At 38.9% G+C, this 17,269-nt stretch carries 16 protein-coding genes; 2 read left to right on the forward strand and 14 right to left on the reverse strand.

Annotated elements, in window-relative coordinates:
- Nucleotides 1-13: 13 nt before the first annotated feature.
- The 12 genes from trpS to CXF74_RS01790 all read right to left on the reverse strand — a co-directional run bounded on the left by trpS (nucleotide 14) and on the right by CXF74_RS01790 (nucleotide 11,591).
- Entirely contained in the window at nucleotides 14-1,015 is a 1,002-nt protein-coding gene (trpS, locus tag CXF74_RS01735) for a tryptophan--tRNA ligase (RefSeq protein WP_101080676.1), read from the reverse strand.
- An 18-nt stretch (nucleotides 1,016-1,033) separates the two neighbouring features.
- A complete protein-coding gene (locus CXF74_RS01740; protein WP_101080677.1) occupies nucleotides 1,034-1,696 on the reverse strand; it encodes a phosphoglycolate phosphatase in 663 nt (220 codons plus the stop codon).
- Nucleotides 1,696-2,364 (reverse strand): ribulose-phosphate 3-epimerase, encoded by a 669-nt coding sequence (rpe, locus tag CXF74_RS01745; protein ID WP_101080678.1) that lies wholly within the window; start codon nucleotides 2,362-2,364, stop codon nucleotides 1,696-1,698. Before rpe ends, CXF74_RS01740 begins: the two co-directional genes overlap by 1 nt.
- Before the next feature lie 68 nt (nucleotides 2,365-2,432).
- The gene (locus tag CXF74_RS01750) at nucleotides 2,433-3,260 is read right to left on the reverse strand and encodes a Dam family site-specific DNA-(adenine-N6)-methyltransferase (protein WP_101080679.1); all 828 of its coding nucleotides are present in this window, start codon (nucleotides 3,258-3,260) and stop codon (nucleotides 2,433-2,435) included.
- Nucleotides 3,253-4,962 (reverse strand): AAA family ATPase, encoded by a 1,710-nt coding sequence (locus CXF74_RS01755; RefSeq protein WP_101080680.1) that lies wholly within the window; start codon nucleotides 4,960-4,962, stop codon nucleotides 3,253-3,255. Before CXF74_RS01755 ends, CXF74_RS01750 begins: the two co-directional genes overlap by 8 nt.
- Nucleotides 4,963-4,967: 5 nt before the next feature.
- Nucleotides 4,968-6,038 carry a 3-dehydroquinate synthase gene (gene aroB, locus CXF74_RS01760; RefSeq protein WP_101080681.1) on the reverse strand — a complete coding sequence of 357 codons (1,071 nt, stop codon included), beginning with the start codon at nucleotides 6,036-6,038 and terminating at the stop codon, nucleotides 4,968-4,970.
- On the reverse strand, nucleotides 6,038-6,553 hold the full coding sequence (aroK, locus tag CXF74_RS01765) for a shikimate kinase AroK (RefSeq protein WP_101080682.1): 516 nt from the start codon (nucleotides 6,551-6,553) through the stop codon (nucleotides 6,038-6,040). Before aroK ends, aroB begins: the two co-directional genes overlap by 1 nt.
- Before the next feature lie 172 nt (nucleotides 6,554-6,725).
- Nucleotides 6,726-8,864 carry a type IV pilus secretin PilQ gene (locus CXF74_RS01770; RefSeq protein WP_101080683.1) on the reverse strand — a complete coding sequence of 713 codons (2,139 nt, stop codon included), beginning with the start codon at nucleotides 8,862-8,864 and terminating at the stop codon, nucleotides 6,726-6,728.
- A gap of 27 nt (nucleotides 8,865-8,891) precedes the next feature.
- Entirely contained in the window at nucleotides 8,892-9,410 is a 519-nt protein-coding gene (locus CXF74_RS01775) for a pilus assembly protein PilP (protein ID WP_101080684.1), read from the reverse strand.
- Nucleotides 9,407-9,979, reverse strand: a complete 573-nt coding sequence (locus tag CXF74_RS01780) for a type 4a pilus biogenesis protein PilO (RefSeq protein ID WP_101080685.1) — start codon at nucleotides 9,977-9,979, stop codon at nucleotides 9,407-9,409. The genes CXF74_RS01775 and CXF74_RS01780 overlap by 4 nt, the downstream gene beginning before the upstream one ends.
- Complete coding sequence (locus CXF74_RS01785) at nucleotides 9,979-10,536, reverse strand: PilN domain-containing protein (protein WP_101080686.1); 558 nt, start codon at nucleotides 10,534-10,536, stop codon at nucleotides 9,979-9,981. The genes CXF74_RS01780 and CXF74_RS01785 overlap by 1 nt, the downstream gene beginning before the upstream one ends.
- The gene (locus CXF74_RS01790) at nucleotides 10,536-11,591 is read right to left on the reverse strand and encodes a pilus assembly protein PilM (RefSeq protein WP_101080687.1); all 1,056 of its coding nucleotides are present in this window, start codon (nucleotides 11,589-11,591) and stop codon (nucleotides 10,536-10,538) included. The genes CXF74_RS01785 and CXF74_RS01790 overlap by 1 nt, the downstream gene beginning before the upstream one ends.
- A gap of 227 nt (nucleotides 11,592-11,818) precedes the next feature.
- Here CXF74_RS01790 and CXF74_RS01795 point away from each other — a divergent pair, with 227 nt between their 5' ends.
- Nucleotides 11,819-14,377, forward strand: coding sequence for a penicillin-binding protein 1A (locus CXF74_RS01795; RefSeq protein ID WP_101080688.1), 2,559 nt, complete (start codon nucleotides 11,819-11,821; stop codon nucleotides 14,375-14,377).
- A gap of 104 nt (nucleotides 14,378-14,481) precedes the next feature.
- On the opposite strand, the gene CXF74_RS01800 is transcribed toward CXF74_RS01795, so the two are convergent.
- The gene (locus CXF74_RS01800) at nucleotides 14,482-15,879 is read right to left on the reverse strand and encodes an ATP-binding protein (protein ID WP_232772408.1); all 1,398 of its coding nucleotides are present in this window, start codon (nucleotides 15,877-15,879) and stop codon (nucleotides 14,482-14,484) included.
- Nucleotides 15,872-16,582, reverse strand: a complete 711-nt coding sequence (locus tag CXF74_RS01805) for a response regulator (RefSeq protein WP_101080689.1) — start codon at nucleotides 16,580-16,582, stop codon at nucleotides 15,872-15,874. Before CXF74_RS01805 ends, CXF74_RS01800 begins: the two co-directional genes overlap by 8 nt.
- 196 nt (nucleotides 16,583-16,778) lie before the next feature.
- Here CXF74_RS01805 and CXF74_RS01810 point away from each other — a divergent pair, with 196 nt between their 5' ends.
- Nucleotides 16,779-17,249, forward strand: coding sequence for a Spy/CpxP family protein refolding chaperone (locus CXF74_RS01810; protein ID WP_101080690.1), 471 nt, complete (start codon nucleotides 16,779-16,781; stop codon nucleotides 17,247-17,249).
- Nucleotides 17,250-17,269: the final 20 nt, after the last annotated feature.

The following is a 17,269-nucleotide window of genomic DNA, read 5'->3' on the forward strand; positions in this document are numbered from 1 at the left end:
TGAAAGGAGTATCTTACTTAGGTAAAAATCCAACTCGATCATAAACAGTCGCTAACGTGGAAGCGGCACGTTCACGTGCTTTCTCTGAGCCCGCTCTGGCCATAGCTTGTAATGCCGATTCATCAGCACGTAACTCTTTAAAACGCGCTTGCATTGGCTCTAATAGATTCACAACCGCATCCGCAGTATCCGCTTTTAAGTGGCCATACATTTTATCTTCGTATTGTGGAATCAAACTTTCGATACTAGTACCCGTTGAGCATGAAAGCAGTGTTAATAAGTTAGAGACACCTGGCTTTTCAGTGGTATCAAAATAGATACGTGCTTGTTCATCGGAATCTGTTGCTGCACTTTTAATCTTTTTAGCAATCTTCTTCGGGTCTTCTAACAAACCGATAAAGTTTTTCTCGTTATCGTCTGATTTAGACATCTTCTTAGTCGGATCTTGCAGACTCATGATACGTGCACCATGCTCTGGAATAGCAGGTTCTGGTACCACAAAAGTATTACCATAAGCATTATTGAAACGAGTCGCAATATCACGTGCTAATTCTAAATGCTGTTTTTGATCGCTACCTACCGGCACATGTTTTGGCCCGTAAAGTAAAATATCGGCAGCCATCAATACTGGGTAGCTATATAGGCCCGCATTGATATTAGTCACGTTCTTTTGTGATTTGTCTTTAAACTGAGTCATACGATTCAGTTCACCCATCTGCGTATGACAGTTTAATACCCAAGAAAGCTCGGCATGCTCTGGTACTTGTGATTGAAGAAAAATAGTGCTTTTTTGTGGATCAAGACCAACTGCTTGATACATTGCTAAACCATCATAAATTGCACTACGCAGTGCTTTTGGGTCTTGGCGTACGGTAATAGCGTGTAGGTCTACCAACATAAATAGGCAGTCGCTGGTTTCTTGCATTGTCACCCATTGACGCAGTGCGCCCATGTAGTTACCGATAGTTAATGAGCCCGATGGCTGACAGCCACTTAATACAATAGGTTTAGTCATTTTACATTCCTTGCACGCTTACAATAGCGTTAATAATTCATTGAATTGATCGATTATATAATCTGGATTTAATAGCGAAACAGGCTCACCGTAGTTGTAACCGTAGGTTAATGCGATGCTTAACAAGCCAGCATTTTGTCCTGCTAAAATATCATTTTTTGAATCACCGACCATCACTGCTTGCTCTTTATCGAAAGAGAAGTGCTTAAGTGCAAAGTTAACTTGCATGGGATCAGGTTTATTTTTAGTTAGCGTATCGCCACCGATAACTAAATCAAAATAGTCATTAATTTTAAAGTGATTCAGTAATGCGGGTAAAAACTGCTCTGCTTTGTTAGTGATCAGCGCTGTTTTATAACCATGCGCTTTTAGCGAACATAGTGTTTGTGCAACATTTTCGTATAAACACGAAGCGCTGTTGAGGTAGTGTTGGTAGTGTTTTTCAAAGCAACTTAACGCAACCTGTTGTGACACAAGGTTATTACCGACATGTAATAACGCGCGCTCAACAAGCTTCGGTAGACCATTGCCTACCCACGTTTTAATCTGTTCATCTTGGCAATGTGGCAACTGGAATTCATCTAACATTGCATTTAATGCTAAACGTAGATCAGGCACGCTATCAACTAACGTACCATCCAAATCAAAACAGATTAATTTAATGTTTTCTATTTTAGCCATTAAACGCTTGCTAACTCACTACGCATTTTATCGATAACTGTTTTGTAATTAGGTTCATTAAAGATGGCAGAACCAGCAACAAACATATCTGCGCCTGCTTCAGCAATCTCTTTAATGTTATCCACTTTAACGCCACCATCAACTTGCAGACGAATGTCACGGCCACTGGCATCAATTAATTTTCTAACTTGGCGTATTTTTTCTAATGTATGCGGAATAAAAGATTGGCCACCGAAACCAGGGTTAACTGACATCAGTAAAACAACGTCTAGTCTATCCATTACATGTGTGAGTTCTTCAAGTGAACTTGCAGGGTTTAATACTAAACCCGCTTTACAGCCGTGATCTTTAATTAGCTGTAATGAACGATCAACATGTTTTGAAGCATCAGGATGGAAAGTAATAATTGAAGCGCCTGCTTTAGCAAAATCAACAATCATAGTATCAACAGGTTCAACCATTAGGTGTACATCAATCGGGGCTGTAATACCAAAATCACGTAGTGCTTTACACACCATTGGACCGATCGTTAAGTTCGGTACGTAGTGGTTGTCCATTACATCGAAATGTACAACATCAGCGCCATCATCTAGCACTTTTTGTACATCATCACCTAAACGGGCGAAATCGGCAGAAAGAATTGAAGGGGCAATTAAATAATCGGTCATGTTTTTTACCTATAGCTGATTGTAGAGCAGAATGTGTTCACTATTCTACCGAAGCAAATCACTACAGACTATTTTTTATTAGTCTCAATCGCACTAAATAAGGCAAATATCTCACCTACAGGCTCACGATTTTTTGCATTACTACTAATTGTGCGCGAGACCTGTATTTTATCGCAAATAGCATCGCGATAGAGTTCCTGCGTTAATGTCGTGTCATGGTTACTTAGTAACACGGCACATTTTGATTCACGCGCAAGGCGCGCTAAATTAGCCTGGTCGTCCAAACTAAAGCCCTCTTTTGCGTAACCCGTAAAAGAAGCGCTTTTGCTTAAGGGCACATAAGGCGGATCACAGTACAAGACGTCATCATCACGAAGATACTGAAATAGCTTTTGATAAGGTTTGCAAACAAAGGTCGCTTTTTTCGCTTTTTCAGCAAAAAAAAGAATCTCTTTCTCTGGAAAATAAGGTTTTTTATAACGCCCAAAAGGCACGTTAAAACCACCACTTTGATTATAACGACATAAGCCATTATATCCGTGGCGATTCATGTATAAGAACAGTAGAGAGCGTTTATAAGCATCCGTACACTGATTAAACTCATCACGCATTTTATAATAGGTTTGTTCATCATTATATTCAGGCTGAAAGTAGTGCTTTGCATCCTCAATAAACTGCTTAGGTTTACGTTTAATGATGTTGTACATCGCGATTAAATCAGCATTAATATCGTTAAGTAGATATTCATCAAAATCACTGTTCAGAAATACAGAACAGGCACCCACAAAGGGTTCAACAAGGCGATTACCTGCAGGTAATCGTTGATTAATTTTCTCAGTTAGCGAGAACTTTCCGCCCGCCCACTTTAAGAAGGCACGGTGTTTTTGATTACTCATTTAACTGTAGATCCTGATGTACCGAAGCATACTTTTTAATCCAGCTATCAAACTGACTAAGTGTACTGGGTAAGTTTTTAGCTGCTCGACTTGCTGCTTGGCGACTTTCGAATTGACCATAAATAACCACATACCACGCTCTTTGATTACGTATTGTTTTGTAAAGATAAACGTTTTGGCGCGGTAATTGGTGTTGTTTAATAAAGGCTTGCAGTGCTTTCTCGGTGCTCATACCAGAAAGTTGCAAGGTATACCTATTGGGGTCAACGGCTAATAGATTAGTTGCCGGTGTAAAGAAATCTCGACTCTCTACTGCAATCGACTGTAACGGCTTGAGCACTTCGTCTTTTGGCATTTCTTGCAATTCAACCACGTCTTGCACAATCACAACGTCAGGCGCCTTGTTCTCTTCACTATTAACAAGCTCAGCGACCGGTTGCTCAGTAATCAGGATAAGTGGCTTAACCATTTCAATTACAGGTTTTATAGGGGTACTGGGCAGTTTTATGGAGGTATTAGGTAATTTAATCGCCGAAGATTGAGAAAGTTCCTCCACCTCTTCAAAGGTGTTTTCAGTCTTGTTATTAGGCGCTGCTTCAATTAAAAATGCAGGTAATTTAATATTCTTTTCTATAAGAAGCTTGGTTTGTTGATTTTGTGGTGGCGCAATTGCAAATACTTGCGCTTCAGACATCATTACCCGCTCTTCTGCATCGGCAATACCCACGCTTAATTTGTTGTCAGTAACGGATTGCTGATCATTAGACCATTGTACCGCGAAGATATCTGTAGATTCAGAGTCGCTGACTGCTTCAGTCACTATTTCCGTCGCGTTTATTTCTTCTAAAAGAACGACTTCTGTCTCTATAATGGTTTCAACTTCAAGTGGGTTATTTATAAATTTAGGATAAAGGTAGAAACCCAACAAAGTTGCAATAGCCACCAATAAAAGCATTAATAATATCGCCGGCAAACGTGTCGTTAACCAAGACGCTTTGTTATTATCTAATTCCCCATTATTAAGCTCTGCGGCTAACGTTAGAATTTTTTCTGGTATCCCCTGACACCCGGATAATTTTTGATATAACGCATCTTGATGCTGTACTTTTGGAGAGTAGCCAATTTGAATAAAGCGATGATTTAGTAACTGTTTGGCCTCATCGGTACTCAGAGGGGCTAATTTAAACGTTAACGCTGCAACATCACAAACACTTGAAGATAATTTAAGTGCACTGATCATCTGCTTATTATTTACTTCATCACTCAATAAAATGAAATTGATTTCATTCTCTGTTAACAATGATTTTTGCTTAATCACTTCTGCTAATTCAATAAGTAATTGTGCAGGCAGTAAATCAGCATTATCAATCACCACTACACGGGCAATATTTTTGACTTGTTTTTCTGTTAATAACATTAAGCTATTACTAAGAGAGTCATCTGCATCAAATAACGGATTCTCAAAAATCTGGGATATTATTTGTTGGCGAATGTGTGCTGTCGAAGTCGGTTCAGCAATACTGATGAACGCTTGTTGTGTTTTATCGGGAAGCTGGTTGGAGAGTTGTTCTATGAGTGTACTTTTCCCACTTCCCTGCTCACCTGAAATAAAAACCATTGATGATGATAAATAAAGCAGGTGTTGCAACCGTTCAATTAACTGTAGCTGCGAAGGAAATGAGATTAAGGTACGTTCAACCATATTTTTTAGTGTTCAATTACGCTACGAAGCACTGCTTCGCTAACATCAGAATATATTTCACTGCGGCCAATACCGGTAGGTAATATTAATCGTAACTGGCCATTTAATACTTTTTTATCAAGCTGCATATGCTGTGCAAAATGCGCATAGCTCATTTTTTCAGGTGCCGTAAGAGGTAAGTCAAATTGCTCGATTAATTGCATAATCTGCTCAACTTGCCCACGATCAATTAACCCAAGTATCAGTGCTGTTTTAGCAGCTAATACCATGCCTGTTGCGACAGCTTCACCATGTAACCAATTTCCGTAACCTTGCTCAGCTTCAATAGCATGCCCAAAAGTATGACCAAGATTAAGCAATGCACGTATACCATGCTCTTTTTCATCTTGAGCAACTATCTCAGCTTTAATCTCACAACAACGTTTGATCATGTGAGTAATGGCTTGTGGTTGCAGCGCTTTAATTTCAGCAACGTTATCTTCAAGCCAATTAAAAAAATTGCCATCATAAATGATGCCATATTTAATGACTTCAGCCATGCCAGCAGCAAACTCTCGCTTAGGCAGGGTTTGTAAGCAACCTATATCAATAATAACCGCTTGGGGCTGATAAAATGCACCAATCATATTTTTGCCTAAAGGATGATTAACCGCTGTTTTTCCACCTACTGATGAATCAACCTGTGCCAAGACTGTTGTAGGCACTTGAATAAATGGCACACCGCGCTGATAACAAGCAGCTGCAAAACCGGCCATATCACCAATAACACCACCACCTAATGCAATAATGGTTGTATCACGAGCATGTTTTTTTTCTAATAACGCACTTAAAATAGTTTCAAATGTGGCTAACGTTTTAAACTGCTCACCATCAGGTAAGATAACTTCATCGATATCAAATTGCTGAAGGCTATTTTTACAAGTGGCTAAATATAATGGGGCAACGATTTCATTAGTCACAATCATCACTTTTTTACCCGTTATCGCACCGGTAAAAAGATCGCTTTGTGCCAATAGTTCTTCACCAATAAAAATAGGGTAGCTACGAGAGCCTAAATCAACCGTTAACTTGTCCATTAGAAATCCAGTAATGTAATTATTTGACTTGCTACAACTTTTGCACTTTGTTCATCTGTTTCGATCGTATAATCAGCAGCTTCATCGTAAAGTAAGTTACGTGTCTCTGCTAATGTCTCGAGTACGTTACGTGGGTCTTCTGTTTGTAGAAGAGGGCGACGTTTATCTTTTAAAGTTCGCGCTAACTGTTTGTCTACACTAGTTTTTAAATAAACAACAATGCCACGAGCAGAAAGATAACCTCGATTTTCTGGGCGCACTACTGCACCACCGCCAGTTGCTAACACGATACCGTGCTTCTGGCTTAATTCGTCTATCATGTCTGATTCACGATTACGAAAGCCTTCTTCGCCTTCTACATCGAAAATCCAAGCAATATCTGCGCCTGTTTTCTTCTCAATTTCACTGTCCGAGTCATGAAAATTAAGATGTAGCATTTGCGCTAAGTGACGTCCGATTGTGCTTTTACCAGCTCCCATAGGGCCGATCAAGAAAATATTACGTTGTTCTGCCATGTTAATTATTTACTCAGTAATTAGTGATTGTAATTGTAATTAGTAATTCCATAAAAAAAGAAATGCCGCGTATTATCGCAATTGTTGATAACTGATTGCAAGTCATATTAATAGCAGGTAAAAAAAAGCCCGAAGTTACACTTCAGGCTTAAGTCTTAATTGCTCATTAAGTTTAGTATTTTGTTTGCATTACAATACGTGGGGTTACAAAAATAAGTAGCTCTGCTTTTGTACTTTGCTCTACTGTTGATCTGAATAAGTAACCTAAGTAAGGGATGTCACCTAGTAGTGGCACCTTCTGAACACCAGTCGTAATACGCTGTTGATAGATACCACCTAGCACTAATGTTTCACCATTTTCAACAAGCACTTGCGTACCTATTTCTTGTGTATCAATCGCAACCGCGGTACCCACACCTGTAGGAACAACTTCACCGATAGAGTCTTGTGTGATAACTAAGTCTAAAATCACTTTATTATCAGGCGTTATTTGTGGTGTTACTTCTAAGCTTAATACCGCTTTTTTAAAGCTAACCGACGTTGCACCCGATGATGCAGACTCAACATAAGGGATTTCAGTACCTTGCTCAATGTAAGCAGTTTGTTGATTTGCAGTAGTAATACGCGGACTAGCAATAATCTCAGCTTTATTTTCTTTTTCTAAAGCAGAAAGCTCAAGGTCTAAGATTTGCCCATCAGCAAGTTTTGCAACTTGGAATGCAATTGTACCTGCAGCACCCGCTACTGGTAAGTTCACATTTAAACGATCATCGATACTACCTGGAGAACCGCCATTTGCAGAATCCGCACCTTCAAGTGATCCGGATGTCGCACTATTACCACTTGTTGAAGTAATACCCCATTTAATACCTAATTCTTCACCTACTGAATCACTTACCGTTACCATACGCGCTTCAATAACAACTTGGCGCACAGGAATATCAAGCACAGTGATCATCTCTTTTACAGCATCAATAACACTAGCGGTATCTTTCAATAACAGTGTATTAGTACGCATATCAGTACTTACTGCACCACGAGATGAAAGTAGACTTGCATTACCATTTGATAACATAGCGGCAATATCAGCTACTTTTGCATAATTAATTTGAATAAATTCAGAATAGAGTGGTGCAAGCTCTTCAACTTCTTTTTCTGTTTCTAACTGCTCTCGCTCTTTTGCAGCAAGTTCAACGGCAGGTGCAATCATCAACACGTTACCGTCCATTCGCTTACCAAGACCTTTTACTTTCAATATGATATCCAGCGCTTGTTCCCATGGCACATCATCTAAGCGTAAAGTGATATTACCACTTACTGAATCGGTAATTACCAAGTTGAAGCCGTTAAAATCAGCAATTAACTGTAATACAGTACGTACAGGGATATCTTGGAAGTTAAGTGAGATCGCTTTACCTTGGTAGATACTTTCTTTTTGATTCTCTAGTTTCTTAGAAACTTCAATCATAAAGAGTGTATCTAGTTGGTCATAACGGTAGTTATATTCATCCTTAATATCAAAAACGAAGCGTGTTTTCCCGTCTTCTTTAAAGGTTTCAATCTTGTCTACAGAGGTTGCAAAATCCACTACATCCATGATGTATAAAAATTCATTAGCGATATGCGTGCTTTGGAATTCTGCAATTAATTGTTGGTCACGACGACGAATATCAACCGCTACGCTTGAGTTGTCTAGGTAAACAAGGAGTTTGCCTTGACCTTCAGAGCCACGTTTAAAGTCAATCGATTTAATACTATTAACATAACCTTTTGGCGTTTCTTTAACGCTATCTAAGTCAGTCTTTTTTTCAGGAGTCGCATTACTCATCGAGGTGATAGCCGTTTGACTACCCGAGTCTTGCGCAATAGCGGCAGCTAAGGCAACTTCGCTTTCACTTGCAGGCTCTGTTGTTGCTACATTGTCACCAAAACGAACAAACAGCACTTGGCCTTCTTGGACGATGCGGTAAGGCATTAGCGTATCAAGTGCAATAATGAGTCTTAAACCATCTGTAGTACGCTTAGCTTCTACATTGTTAACACCGCTTTTTTCTATCTTAATCGGGTTAAGTTTAAGTACAGAACTGGCATCTTCAATATCAACTACAAGTTGATTAGGACGATAATGTAGTTTATCCGCGTAATTAGAGACTGCTTCATTGAACTCAAACTTAAGCTCAAATTTTCCATCTGTAAGAGGGTTTACATTTAGTTTAGTGAGTTGTGACTCTGCAAGTGCAATAGAGGAGCTTATTAATAAACCCGCCACCGAAAAAAGAGTTAATAACCGTTTTTTATTTATTATATTCATTATATTCATTTCATCCCTGCTCTAAGCTTATTCTGATTGTAGCGTAATTTGCGTAATCCGCTCTTGCCAACAACCATCTCTATCTGAAGCTAACTCCAATAATTCAATCTTAGCTTTAGTTATTTGTAATACTTTTCCATGGTTTAAACCAAGATAATAGCCTGGTCTTACCTTATGAATCTCACCACCTGACGCTTGCACTAATGCCCACAGTTCATCATTGATGAGTAATGTACCGCGCATCAGTAAATTATCAAGCGAATACATCTCTAAGGCCTGCTTTTTACGCTTAAAATTAGGTTGAGGACAACTTTTAGGTGTGTTTTTAGTTGGCGCAATCACCTCTACTTTAGGATCAGAGAATGGATTACGTCCATTATTTCCCGTATAGGCTAAGGCATCAATTTTTTTAAGCTCAGGTATTTTATCGTTGATTGGATATACTTTGGATTTCGCTTCAACAACAAATTTATTTAAATCATCAACTTTCACCTCTACACAAGAAAAAATAGTCAATGACAATAAGAGAGTGATTAAAATTTTCATTTTTTCACCCCTTTATAACGATAGGTTTTAGCAATAACATTTAAGGTCAATTGTCCTTTTTTCCCTTTTGTTAAACGTAAATTATCAAGGATAACAATGCGTGGCAAAGCAGCGATATCAGCAGCAAAATGGCCTAGTTGCTCATAACTACCAACGACTTGAATACTAATAGGCACTTCGACCGACAACTCCCCGTCTTTCTTAGCCCCCCAATTAATACTTTTAAACTGCAAACCATTATCACCACCAATAAAACTGATATCGTCTAACAGACTAGCGATCTCTTTTTTACTCGGTAGTTTATTAATTAAACCTTCAAAAATAACCTTAATTTCAACCATCTGAGCCTGATAAGCCTCTAAATTAGCTGACATAGCAGCCTTAACTTTAAAGTTATCCTTTAATGTTTGTTCTTTTGCTTCTACTACTTTTAGTTGTTCTAACTGTGGAATCGTCACGTAGTAATAAAAAGCACCTGCAAAAGCGGCACAAACAAGCGCAATGAAAACGCCACGATATAAAGTCGGCCAGCTGCCTACATTTTCAAACTCTAAATCATTTATATCCATTATTTGGCTCCTTTGACTTCAGGAACAACAGTGAAATCCATTCCAAAGTTATACAATTTAATTGGTTTTCTTGCGCCCTCTTTAATATTACGTAGGTACGAGTCGCCTAACCAACCCGAACTATCAATATTACGCATCATTCTTGTCACACGATTATTAGATTCTGCACTCCCCTGCACAACCACTTTTTCGTTACTAAAAGACGATGATTTTAAGTAGACACCTGCAGGTATTGTAGCAGCAAGAGTATTAAAAAGACGTGTCGCGTAATTACGTTTTTCTTCTAAAGTCTGAATTAAATTAATGCGTCGCTCTAGTTCTGCTTTTTCTTTTTTAATTTCACTAATTTCAGCAATACGACGATCTAAAATAATAGTTTGAGTTTGTAAAAATTGATTACGTTGGTTTTGAGCTGCAATCATAGAGTCGACATAAATTTTTCCGACATACGAAAGGCCTAAAATCACTAAAGAACTCAACAATAAGACGACAAAAAAAGCATTTTTCTTTCTTTTTTTATGCTCTTCTCGCCATGGTAATAGGTTAATAGCAGACATTATTGAACTCCCCTTAATGCGAGACCTAATGCCATCATATATTTAGTCCCCACTTTGTGAAGCAGGGTTTTATCGGATTCATTTTTATACTCAAATCCAATAAATGGGTTAGCCACCTCAACATCGAGATCAAGCTCTTCTTCAAGCTGAGTAACTAAACCTGGCATTAGCTGACATCCGCCCATTAATATCACTTTATCCACTTGGATATTATTAGGTGCATTGGTAAACATACGCAAATCAAAACGTAGGTGATTCACTGTCATATTGACAAAAGGCGCAATGACATCAACGTCACAATCTACTGGCCATTCGTGATCAACTTTCGCTTTTTCGGCTTCTGAAAATTTCATGTTGTAATGTTCTGCCATCATTTGTGTGCACGTAGCACCACCATGATTTTTAGAACGAGAAAAAATAACGTTACCTTGATGAACGATATTGAGCATCATCTGTGATGCACCAATATCAACAATCGCGATACCTTTATCATAATCAGCGCGATCAAAAAGTAGCTCACAAGCGCGAGACTCTGCATGGCTTGCAACATCAACAATTTTAGTCGTCAGGCCTGCATCTTCAACACAATCAACCTGTGCTTGTACTGTTTCTATTCGAGCAGCACTGAGCAACACATCGTTAAGAGATTTATCCGTTGCATTTGGCGCAATAACCTCGAAATCTAAATATATTTCATCTAGCGGGAATGGGATTGTATTTTCAGCTTCAAGCTCTACCTGAGCTTCCAGTTCAATTTCATTGAGATCCGCATTCATTGAGATAACTTTAGTGATAACGTCAGCACCACTCACTGCCATTGCGATATTTTTATAAGACGTAGGGAAATTTTTGCGTAATTGTTTAATTATTTGCGTCAGTTTTGCGATATCTTCAAAGTGATGATCAACAATTAGACCTTTAGGGATAGGCGCCTCTGCGACGGCATCAATTTGAAATGTGCCTTTGCCTTTTGATATAGCGACTGCCTTGATTGAATTGGACCCAAAATCGATACCAATTAAAGCATTTGAGCTTTTTTTTAGACCTGAAAACATAACATCCTTGCCATCATTTATATTGAATAGGTTCTACCGGCTATTATTACTTCGATATTTCTAATAAACACACCATAACTGTAACGCTTAATAATAAGACGAAAAGCAATAACTTCCAAGGCGATAAGTCACACTTCCCCCTTTATATCCTTAATTATCACTATATACTGTTAAAATATCGATAGTCATATCAGTTAGTTATAAAAATTTACAAAGGTAAATATAAAATGAAGAGATGGATTAAACGCTTATTTATAGCCTCAATACTAATGATTTTATTAGGTTTAGGTACCATTGTAGGTATCTATTACCACCTAAAATCTGATCTTCCTGATGTGGCAACCATCCAAGATATTAAGCTACAAGTTCCGATGAAAGTATTCAGTATTGATGGTGAATTATTATCACAATTTGGTGAAAAACGTCGTATCCCATTAAAGCGAGATGAAGTTCCAGAACAGCTTGTTAATGCCTTTTTAGCAACAGAAGATAGTCGTTATTATCAACATTTTGGCATTGATCCTATCGGTATCGTTCGAGCGGCTATTGTTTATGCTTCGACAGGCAAAGCCAAACAAGGTGCAAGTACGATTACTCAGCAGGTTGCGCGTAATTTCTTTTTAACACGTGAAAAAACATTTGTTCGTAAAATAAAAGAAATATTTATTGCCATTCAGATCGAACAAATATTATCAAAAGATGAAATTTTAATGCTTTATCTTAATAAAATTTCACTCGGTCATCGCTCATTCGGTATTGGTGCAGCAGCCCAAGTCTATTATGGTAAAAGCGTCGATGAATTAACCTTGCCAGAAATGGCTGTCATAGCAGGGTTACCTAAAGCGCCCTCAAGCAATAACCCAATTTATTCACCAACCAATGCTAAGGCACGACGTAATGTTGTTCTAATGCGTATGCTTGATGAAAAACATATCACTCAGGCTGAGTATGATGAAGCCAGAGAAGCCCCTATTACAGGCAAATATCATGGTGCAGAAATAACCCTTTCTGCGCACTATGTTGCCGAACTTGCACATAAAAAACTCCTGCAAATGTATGGCAAAGATCGTGCCTATAATAATGGTTACAATGTTTATACGACTATCAATAAAAAGTCCCAGCTAGCTGCCAACCAAGCAGCACTGACTAATTTGCATAATTACGACAAACGCCATGGATACCGTGGAGCGATTGATGTTTTGTGGGAAGCCCCTAGTGATAATTGGACAACCGAAGCGATTTTAAAAAAGCTTAAAAAAGAACCTAGCTTTGCAGACTTACAACTAGCCGTTGTTATTGAAGTTAACGAGCAGACAGTTAAAGTTCTGAGTAAAAAAGGCAAAGAAATAGAGCAAGAAATAAGTTGGGATGGTTTGAAATGGGCACGTCCATATATCAGTGATAGCAAACAAGGTAGAGCCCCTAAATTGGCAAGTGACATTGTCGCTGTTGGTGAGCTTATTTGGATACGCACCGTTAATGAGGTCTTAGAGCTATCTCAATACCCGGATGCCAGTACCGCATTTGTCTCATTAAATCCGCAAGATGGCGCAATCACATCAATGGTGGGTGGTTTTAGTTTTGTGCAAAGTAAATTTAACCGCGTAACCCAAGCTGAGCGTCAAGTAGGCTCAAATATTAAACCCTTTCTCTATTCTGCAGCGCTTGATAATGGCTACACACTAGCAACGTTAGTTAATGATGCACCGATCAACCAATGGACTGGTAGTGCAGCTTGGCGTCCTAAAAATTCGCCAGCTATCTACGATGGTCCCATTCGTTTACGTCGCGCACTAGGCCAGTCTAAAAACGTGGTTTCTGTGCGTTTAGTACAAGATCTTGGCGTTGATACTGTTATCGAACAGCTTGGAAAGTACGGTTTTGATAAAGAAAAAATCCCTAAAAACAATACAATAGCACTTGGTTCTGCCTCGCTTTCACCGTTAAAATTAGCGACAGGTTATGCCATTATTGCTAACGGTGGTTATCAAGTTGAACCTTATGTTATCGAACGTATCGAAGATGCATATGGATCTGTTATTTACCAAGCGACTCCTAAAATTGTTTGTAAAGGCTGTCAAGATTTATACAAACAGCAAGCTGAAGATAAAAAAATAAACAACAAGTACCAACATATTGATAAGAACCTTTGTGCTATCTCGCCAATCAGCGAAGATCAGATTGCTCAATCGGTTATTTCACCTGAAACCGCATTTTTAACACGTGAATTACTTTATAGCGCAATTTGGGGTGGTGGTAGCTGGCAACATAAAACTGGCTGGAATGGCACAGGTTGGCGTGCGGGACGTGCCTTGCAACGACACGATATTGGCGGAAAAACAGGGACAACGAATGATTCAAAAGATGCGTGGTTCTCTGGTTACGTCGGTAATGTGGTTGCTACATCATGGGTTGGTTTTGATAACTTTAACCGTAATTTAGGTAAAGCTAGCATCAATAAAAATCTTGGTAAAGAACAGGTTTCAGGCGGAGAATTTGGCGGAAGAACCGCACTACCAGCTTGGATAGAGTTTATGCAGAAGACCGCACTGACCACACCTGCAGTCAAGAAAGAGAGACCGAACAGTATATCTACTGCGCGTATTGACAGAGAAACCGGTTTATTAACACGCCAAACTGATTATACCTCGTTATTTGAGTACTTCAGAAGTGGAACCATGCCAACGGAATATATTGAGCCCGCAGAGACCTACGAAGAAAACTTCTTTGATGGTAATAATAATGAGACAGGCAGCACAAGCAGTGCTGATAACGAGCTGTTTTAATTTTTGGTACCTTAATCAGCCTACGTTTATTATCCTACGTAGGCTGAACTTAGCGTCTAACGTTGAATCCTTGTTTTACAGATACTCTCTTCTTCAAAGGCTACCTAACTCCTCGGTAGCTTTATTTCTATTTTTAACCCGCCAGCGATCAAGTTACTAAAAGTCATTTCACCCGCATGAGCTTGGATAATACTATGGCTAATTGCCAGCCCTAACCCAACGCTTGAATCCTGCGTATCACGTGCTTTATCTAAACGCACAAACGGTTTTATCACCTCTTCAAATAATTTCTCATCAATGCCTTCCCCTGTATCACTTAGTGATAATATTAAGCCTTCATTCTTTAGCGAAATTTCAACAGTAATATGCACCTCATCAGACATATCTTTACCGTAAGCAATACTGTTGTTGATGAGGTTTTCAATAACCCGACGAAAGGCAACAGGCCATAATCGGAAAATCAGTTTATCAGCACTTTTGAAGTTTATATCGATACCCCTATCGCGATAATCATCACAGATAGTCGTTAATAAACTCACCACCTCGAGATCTTGTTTACTCTCTTTTTGAGCATCGTCTTTGGCAAAATCGAGTGTCGCTTTAAGCATTTTTTCCATCTGATTAACCGTTTCTAACATGCGTTGTTTATCTTCACTTTCTTCTATAAATTCAAGGCGTAAGCGTAAACTGGTAATAGGTGTTCTTAAATCGTGCGAAATAGCAGCTAACATTTTGCTGCGATCATCAATAAAATCAGAAAGACTGGTTTGCATCTGGTTGAACGCTGAAATAGCAGGCAGTACTTCGCTTGGCCCTATCTCAGGGATATTATTAAAGTCACGCTCATTACCGATTTTCTTGGCGGCTATCGCTAGACGTTCAATCGGTTTTAAGGCGCGTTTTACCGTCCATGCCATCGTGATTAAAATAAGCAGGGTAGAGAAAATAAATAATAAAATTGTTTTCAAAGGAAGAGCGGAGGCTTTTTTATCAATCGCTGAACTAAAATTTAACCAACGCTGATCGGCAAGCTGTATCGAGCCAGTGAGTTTTACATTATAGCGAGGACGTTTTTTCATTTTTGGCCACGTAGATTCATGTCGTTTATGGCGCAACACTTTGTTTCTAGAAGGCCTTTTTATACTGGCCGAAACAATACGAATATCTTTAATTTTAACATCAGAAATCAGCCCCTTAAGCTTAGTGGTTAAGGGCGACAAACTGATCACTTCAATCACAGGTTGAGCATCAAGTGAAAGATAAAATCCCCGACCTTGACTGGCGCTAATAATATCATTGTGCAAATTAACCGGTGTATCACCTAAAATAGCAATCAAAGAACTGACTCGCTCAAGCGTACTATCACTTGAGACAAAATCGAGTGCACGCTGTCGGTCCCCAGAATAAAGTTGTATCGATACCGATAAAATCAATAACACACCGAGTAACATAATCAGACTAATCTGCATTACCAAACTCTTAGGCAATAATTTATTAACCATGAGAGACCTCACTGGTGAACTGGTAACCTCCTCCCCAAATCGTTTTGATTAACTCTGGATGTTTCGCATCCACTTCTAATTTCTTACGTAAACGGCTTATTAACGTATCAATGGCTCTGTCGTAAACGCCACCATCTCGCCCTTTACTCAGGTCTAATAATTGGTCGCGGCTCAAAACACGTTGAGGGTGATCGATAAAGACACGTAATAAATCGAATTCGGCGCTACTCAACACCACAATCACCCCCGCGGTATCAGTTAACTCACGCTTATTAATATCAATTGACCACTGTGCAAAGTGATACTGCTTAACAGTCGCTATTGGCGTACTGAGGCTATTTACACGGCGTAATACCGCTTTTATGCGCGCGAGTAACTCCCGAGGATTAAAAGGCTTAGCAAGATAGTCGTCTGCGCCCATTTCAAGACCAATTATTTTATCCATTTCATCACCCATCGCGGTCAACATGACAATAGGGATATTTGAAGAGGCACGCAGGTCACGGCACAAGGTTAAGCCATCTTCACCGGGGAGCATTAAATCTAATACGATGAGATCGATATTGCCCAGCTTTAAACGTTGCTTCATCTCTTTACCGTCTTTGGCCACAGTAACGCGATAATTATGCTGTACAAAAAAACGTTGTAATAACTCACGAATTTCATGGTGGTCATCAACAACAAGTAAGTGAGCCTGGGTCATTATAATTCCTTAAATAATTCCTATAACAAATAGATTACGCTATTTTTGATGCTTAATTGTGCCAAAGTGTGTCAAAACAACCTATTGTCACAAACTATTACAACCTTCTCTATTTCTGACAAACTCCTGACAAAGTCAACTGCTTTAATAGAAGCATAACAAAACACAAACCATTAATTTACAACTGGAGCTTACTATGAAAACTAAAAAAATCGGCGCTATCTTGCTTGCAACGACCCTTTCTTTTGCAGGTATCTCTTATGCAATGGCAGGTAATCATCAAGAAAGTAAAAATGGGCAAGACTGTCATAATCAGTCAGGTGAAATGAAGCAAGGTAGACATAACGGTAAGATGAAACACCAGCGTATGGGCTTTTCAAAACTAGATCTTAGTGATAGCCAAAAACAACAGATGCAAGACATCATGAGTGTGGCTAAAGAAGAAAACAAAGATATGATAAGCACACACAAAGCAGAAATGCAGATGTTAATGAGCAGTGAAACTTTCGATGAAGCAAAAGCAAAAGAACTCATCAACAATCAACAGGTACAAAAAGCAGAGAAACATTTGAAAATGATGAAAGCCAAACATCAAATGTTTCAGCTGTTAACTGAAGAACAAAAAACGCAATACAGCGAGTTAAAATCGCAACGCCATAATCGTTAGACCAAACCGTTAAATTGAGC

The organism is Psychromonas sp. Urea-02u-13 (assembly GCF_002835995.1).
Taxonomy (GTDB): domain Bacteria; phylum Pseudomonadota; class Gammaproteobacteria; order Enterobacterales; family Psychromonadaceae; genus Psychromonas.

Bases quoted from the DNA above. Each gene is read 5' to 3' on its own strand.
- trpS (WP_101080676.1), bottom strand. From the start codon at position 1,015: ATGACTAAACCTATTGTATTAAGTGGCTGTCAGCCATCGGGCTCATTA.
- CXF74_RS01740 (WP_101080677.1), bottom strand. From the start codon at position 1,696: ATGGCTAAAATAGAAAACATTAAATTAATCTGTTTTGATTTGGATGGT.
- rpe (WP_101080678.1), bottom strand. From the start codon at position 2,364: ATGACCGATTATTTAATTGCCCCTTCAATTCTTTCTGCCGATTTCGCC.
- CXF74_RS01750 (WP_101080679.1), bottom strand. From the start codon at position 3,260: ATGAGTAATCAAAAACACCGTGCCTTCTTAAAGTGGGCGGGCGGAAAG.
- CXF74_RS01755 (WP_101080680.1), bottom strand. From the start codon at position 4,962: ATGGTTGAACGTACCTTAATCTCATTTCCTTCGCAGCTACAGTTAATT.
- aroB (WP_101080681.1), bottom strand. From the start codon at position 6,038: ATGGACAAGTTAACGGTTGATTTAGGCTCTCGTAGCTACCCTATTTTT.
- aroK (WP_101080682.1), bottom strand. From the start codon at position 6,553: ATGGCAGAACAACGTAATATTTTCTTGATCGGCCCTATGGGAGCTGGT.
- CXF74_RS01770 (WP_101080683.1), bottom strand. From the start codon at position 8,864: ATGAATATAATAAATAAAAAACGGTTATTAACTCTTTTTTCGGTGGCG.
- CXF74_RS01775 (WP_101080684.1), bottom strand. From the start codon at position 9,410: ATGAAAATTTTAATCACTCTCTTATTGTCATTGACTATTTTTTCTTGT.
- CXF74_RS01780 (WP_101080685.1), bottom strand. From the start codon at position 9,979: ATGGATATAAATGATTTAGAGTTTGAAAATGTAGGCAGCTGGCCGACT.
- CXF74_RS01785 (WP_101080686.1), bottom strand. From the start codon at position 10,536: ATGTCTGCTATTAACCTATTACCATGGCGAGAAGAGCATAAAAAAAGA.
- CXF74_RS01790 (WP_101080687.1), bottom strand. From the start codon at position 11,591: ATGTTTTCAGGTCTAAAAAAAAGCTCAAATGCTTTAATTGGTATCGAT.
- CXF74_RS01795 (WP_101080688.1), top strand. From the start codon at position 11,819: ATGAAGAGATGGATTAAACGCTTATTTATAGCCTCAATACTAATGATT.
- CXF74_RS01800 (WP_232772408.1), bottom strand. From the start codon at position 15,879: ATGGTTAATAAATTATTGCCTAAGAGTTTGGTAATGCAGATTAGTCTG.
- CXF74_RS01805 (WP_101080689.1), bottom strand. From the start codon at position 16,582: ATGACCCAGGCTCACTTACTTGTTGTTGATGACCACCATGAAATTCGT.
- CXF74_RS01810 (WP_101080690.1), top strand. From the start codon at position 16,779: ATGAAAACTAAAAAAATCGGCGCTATCTTGCTTGCAACGACCCTTTCT.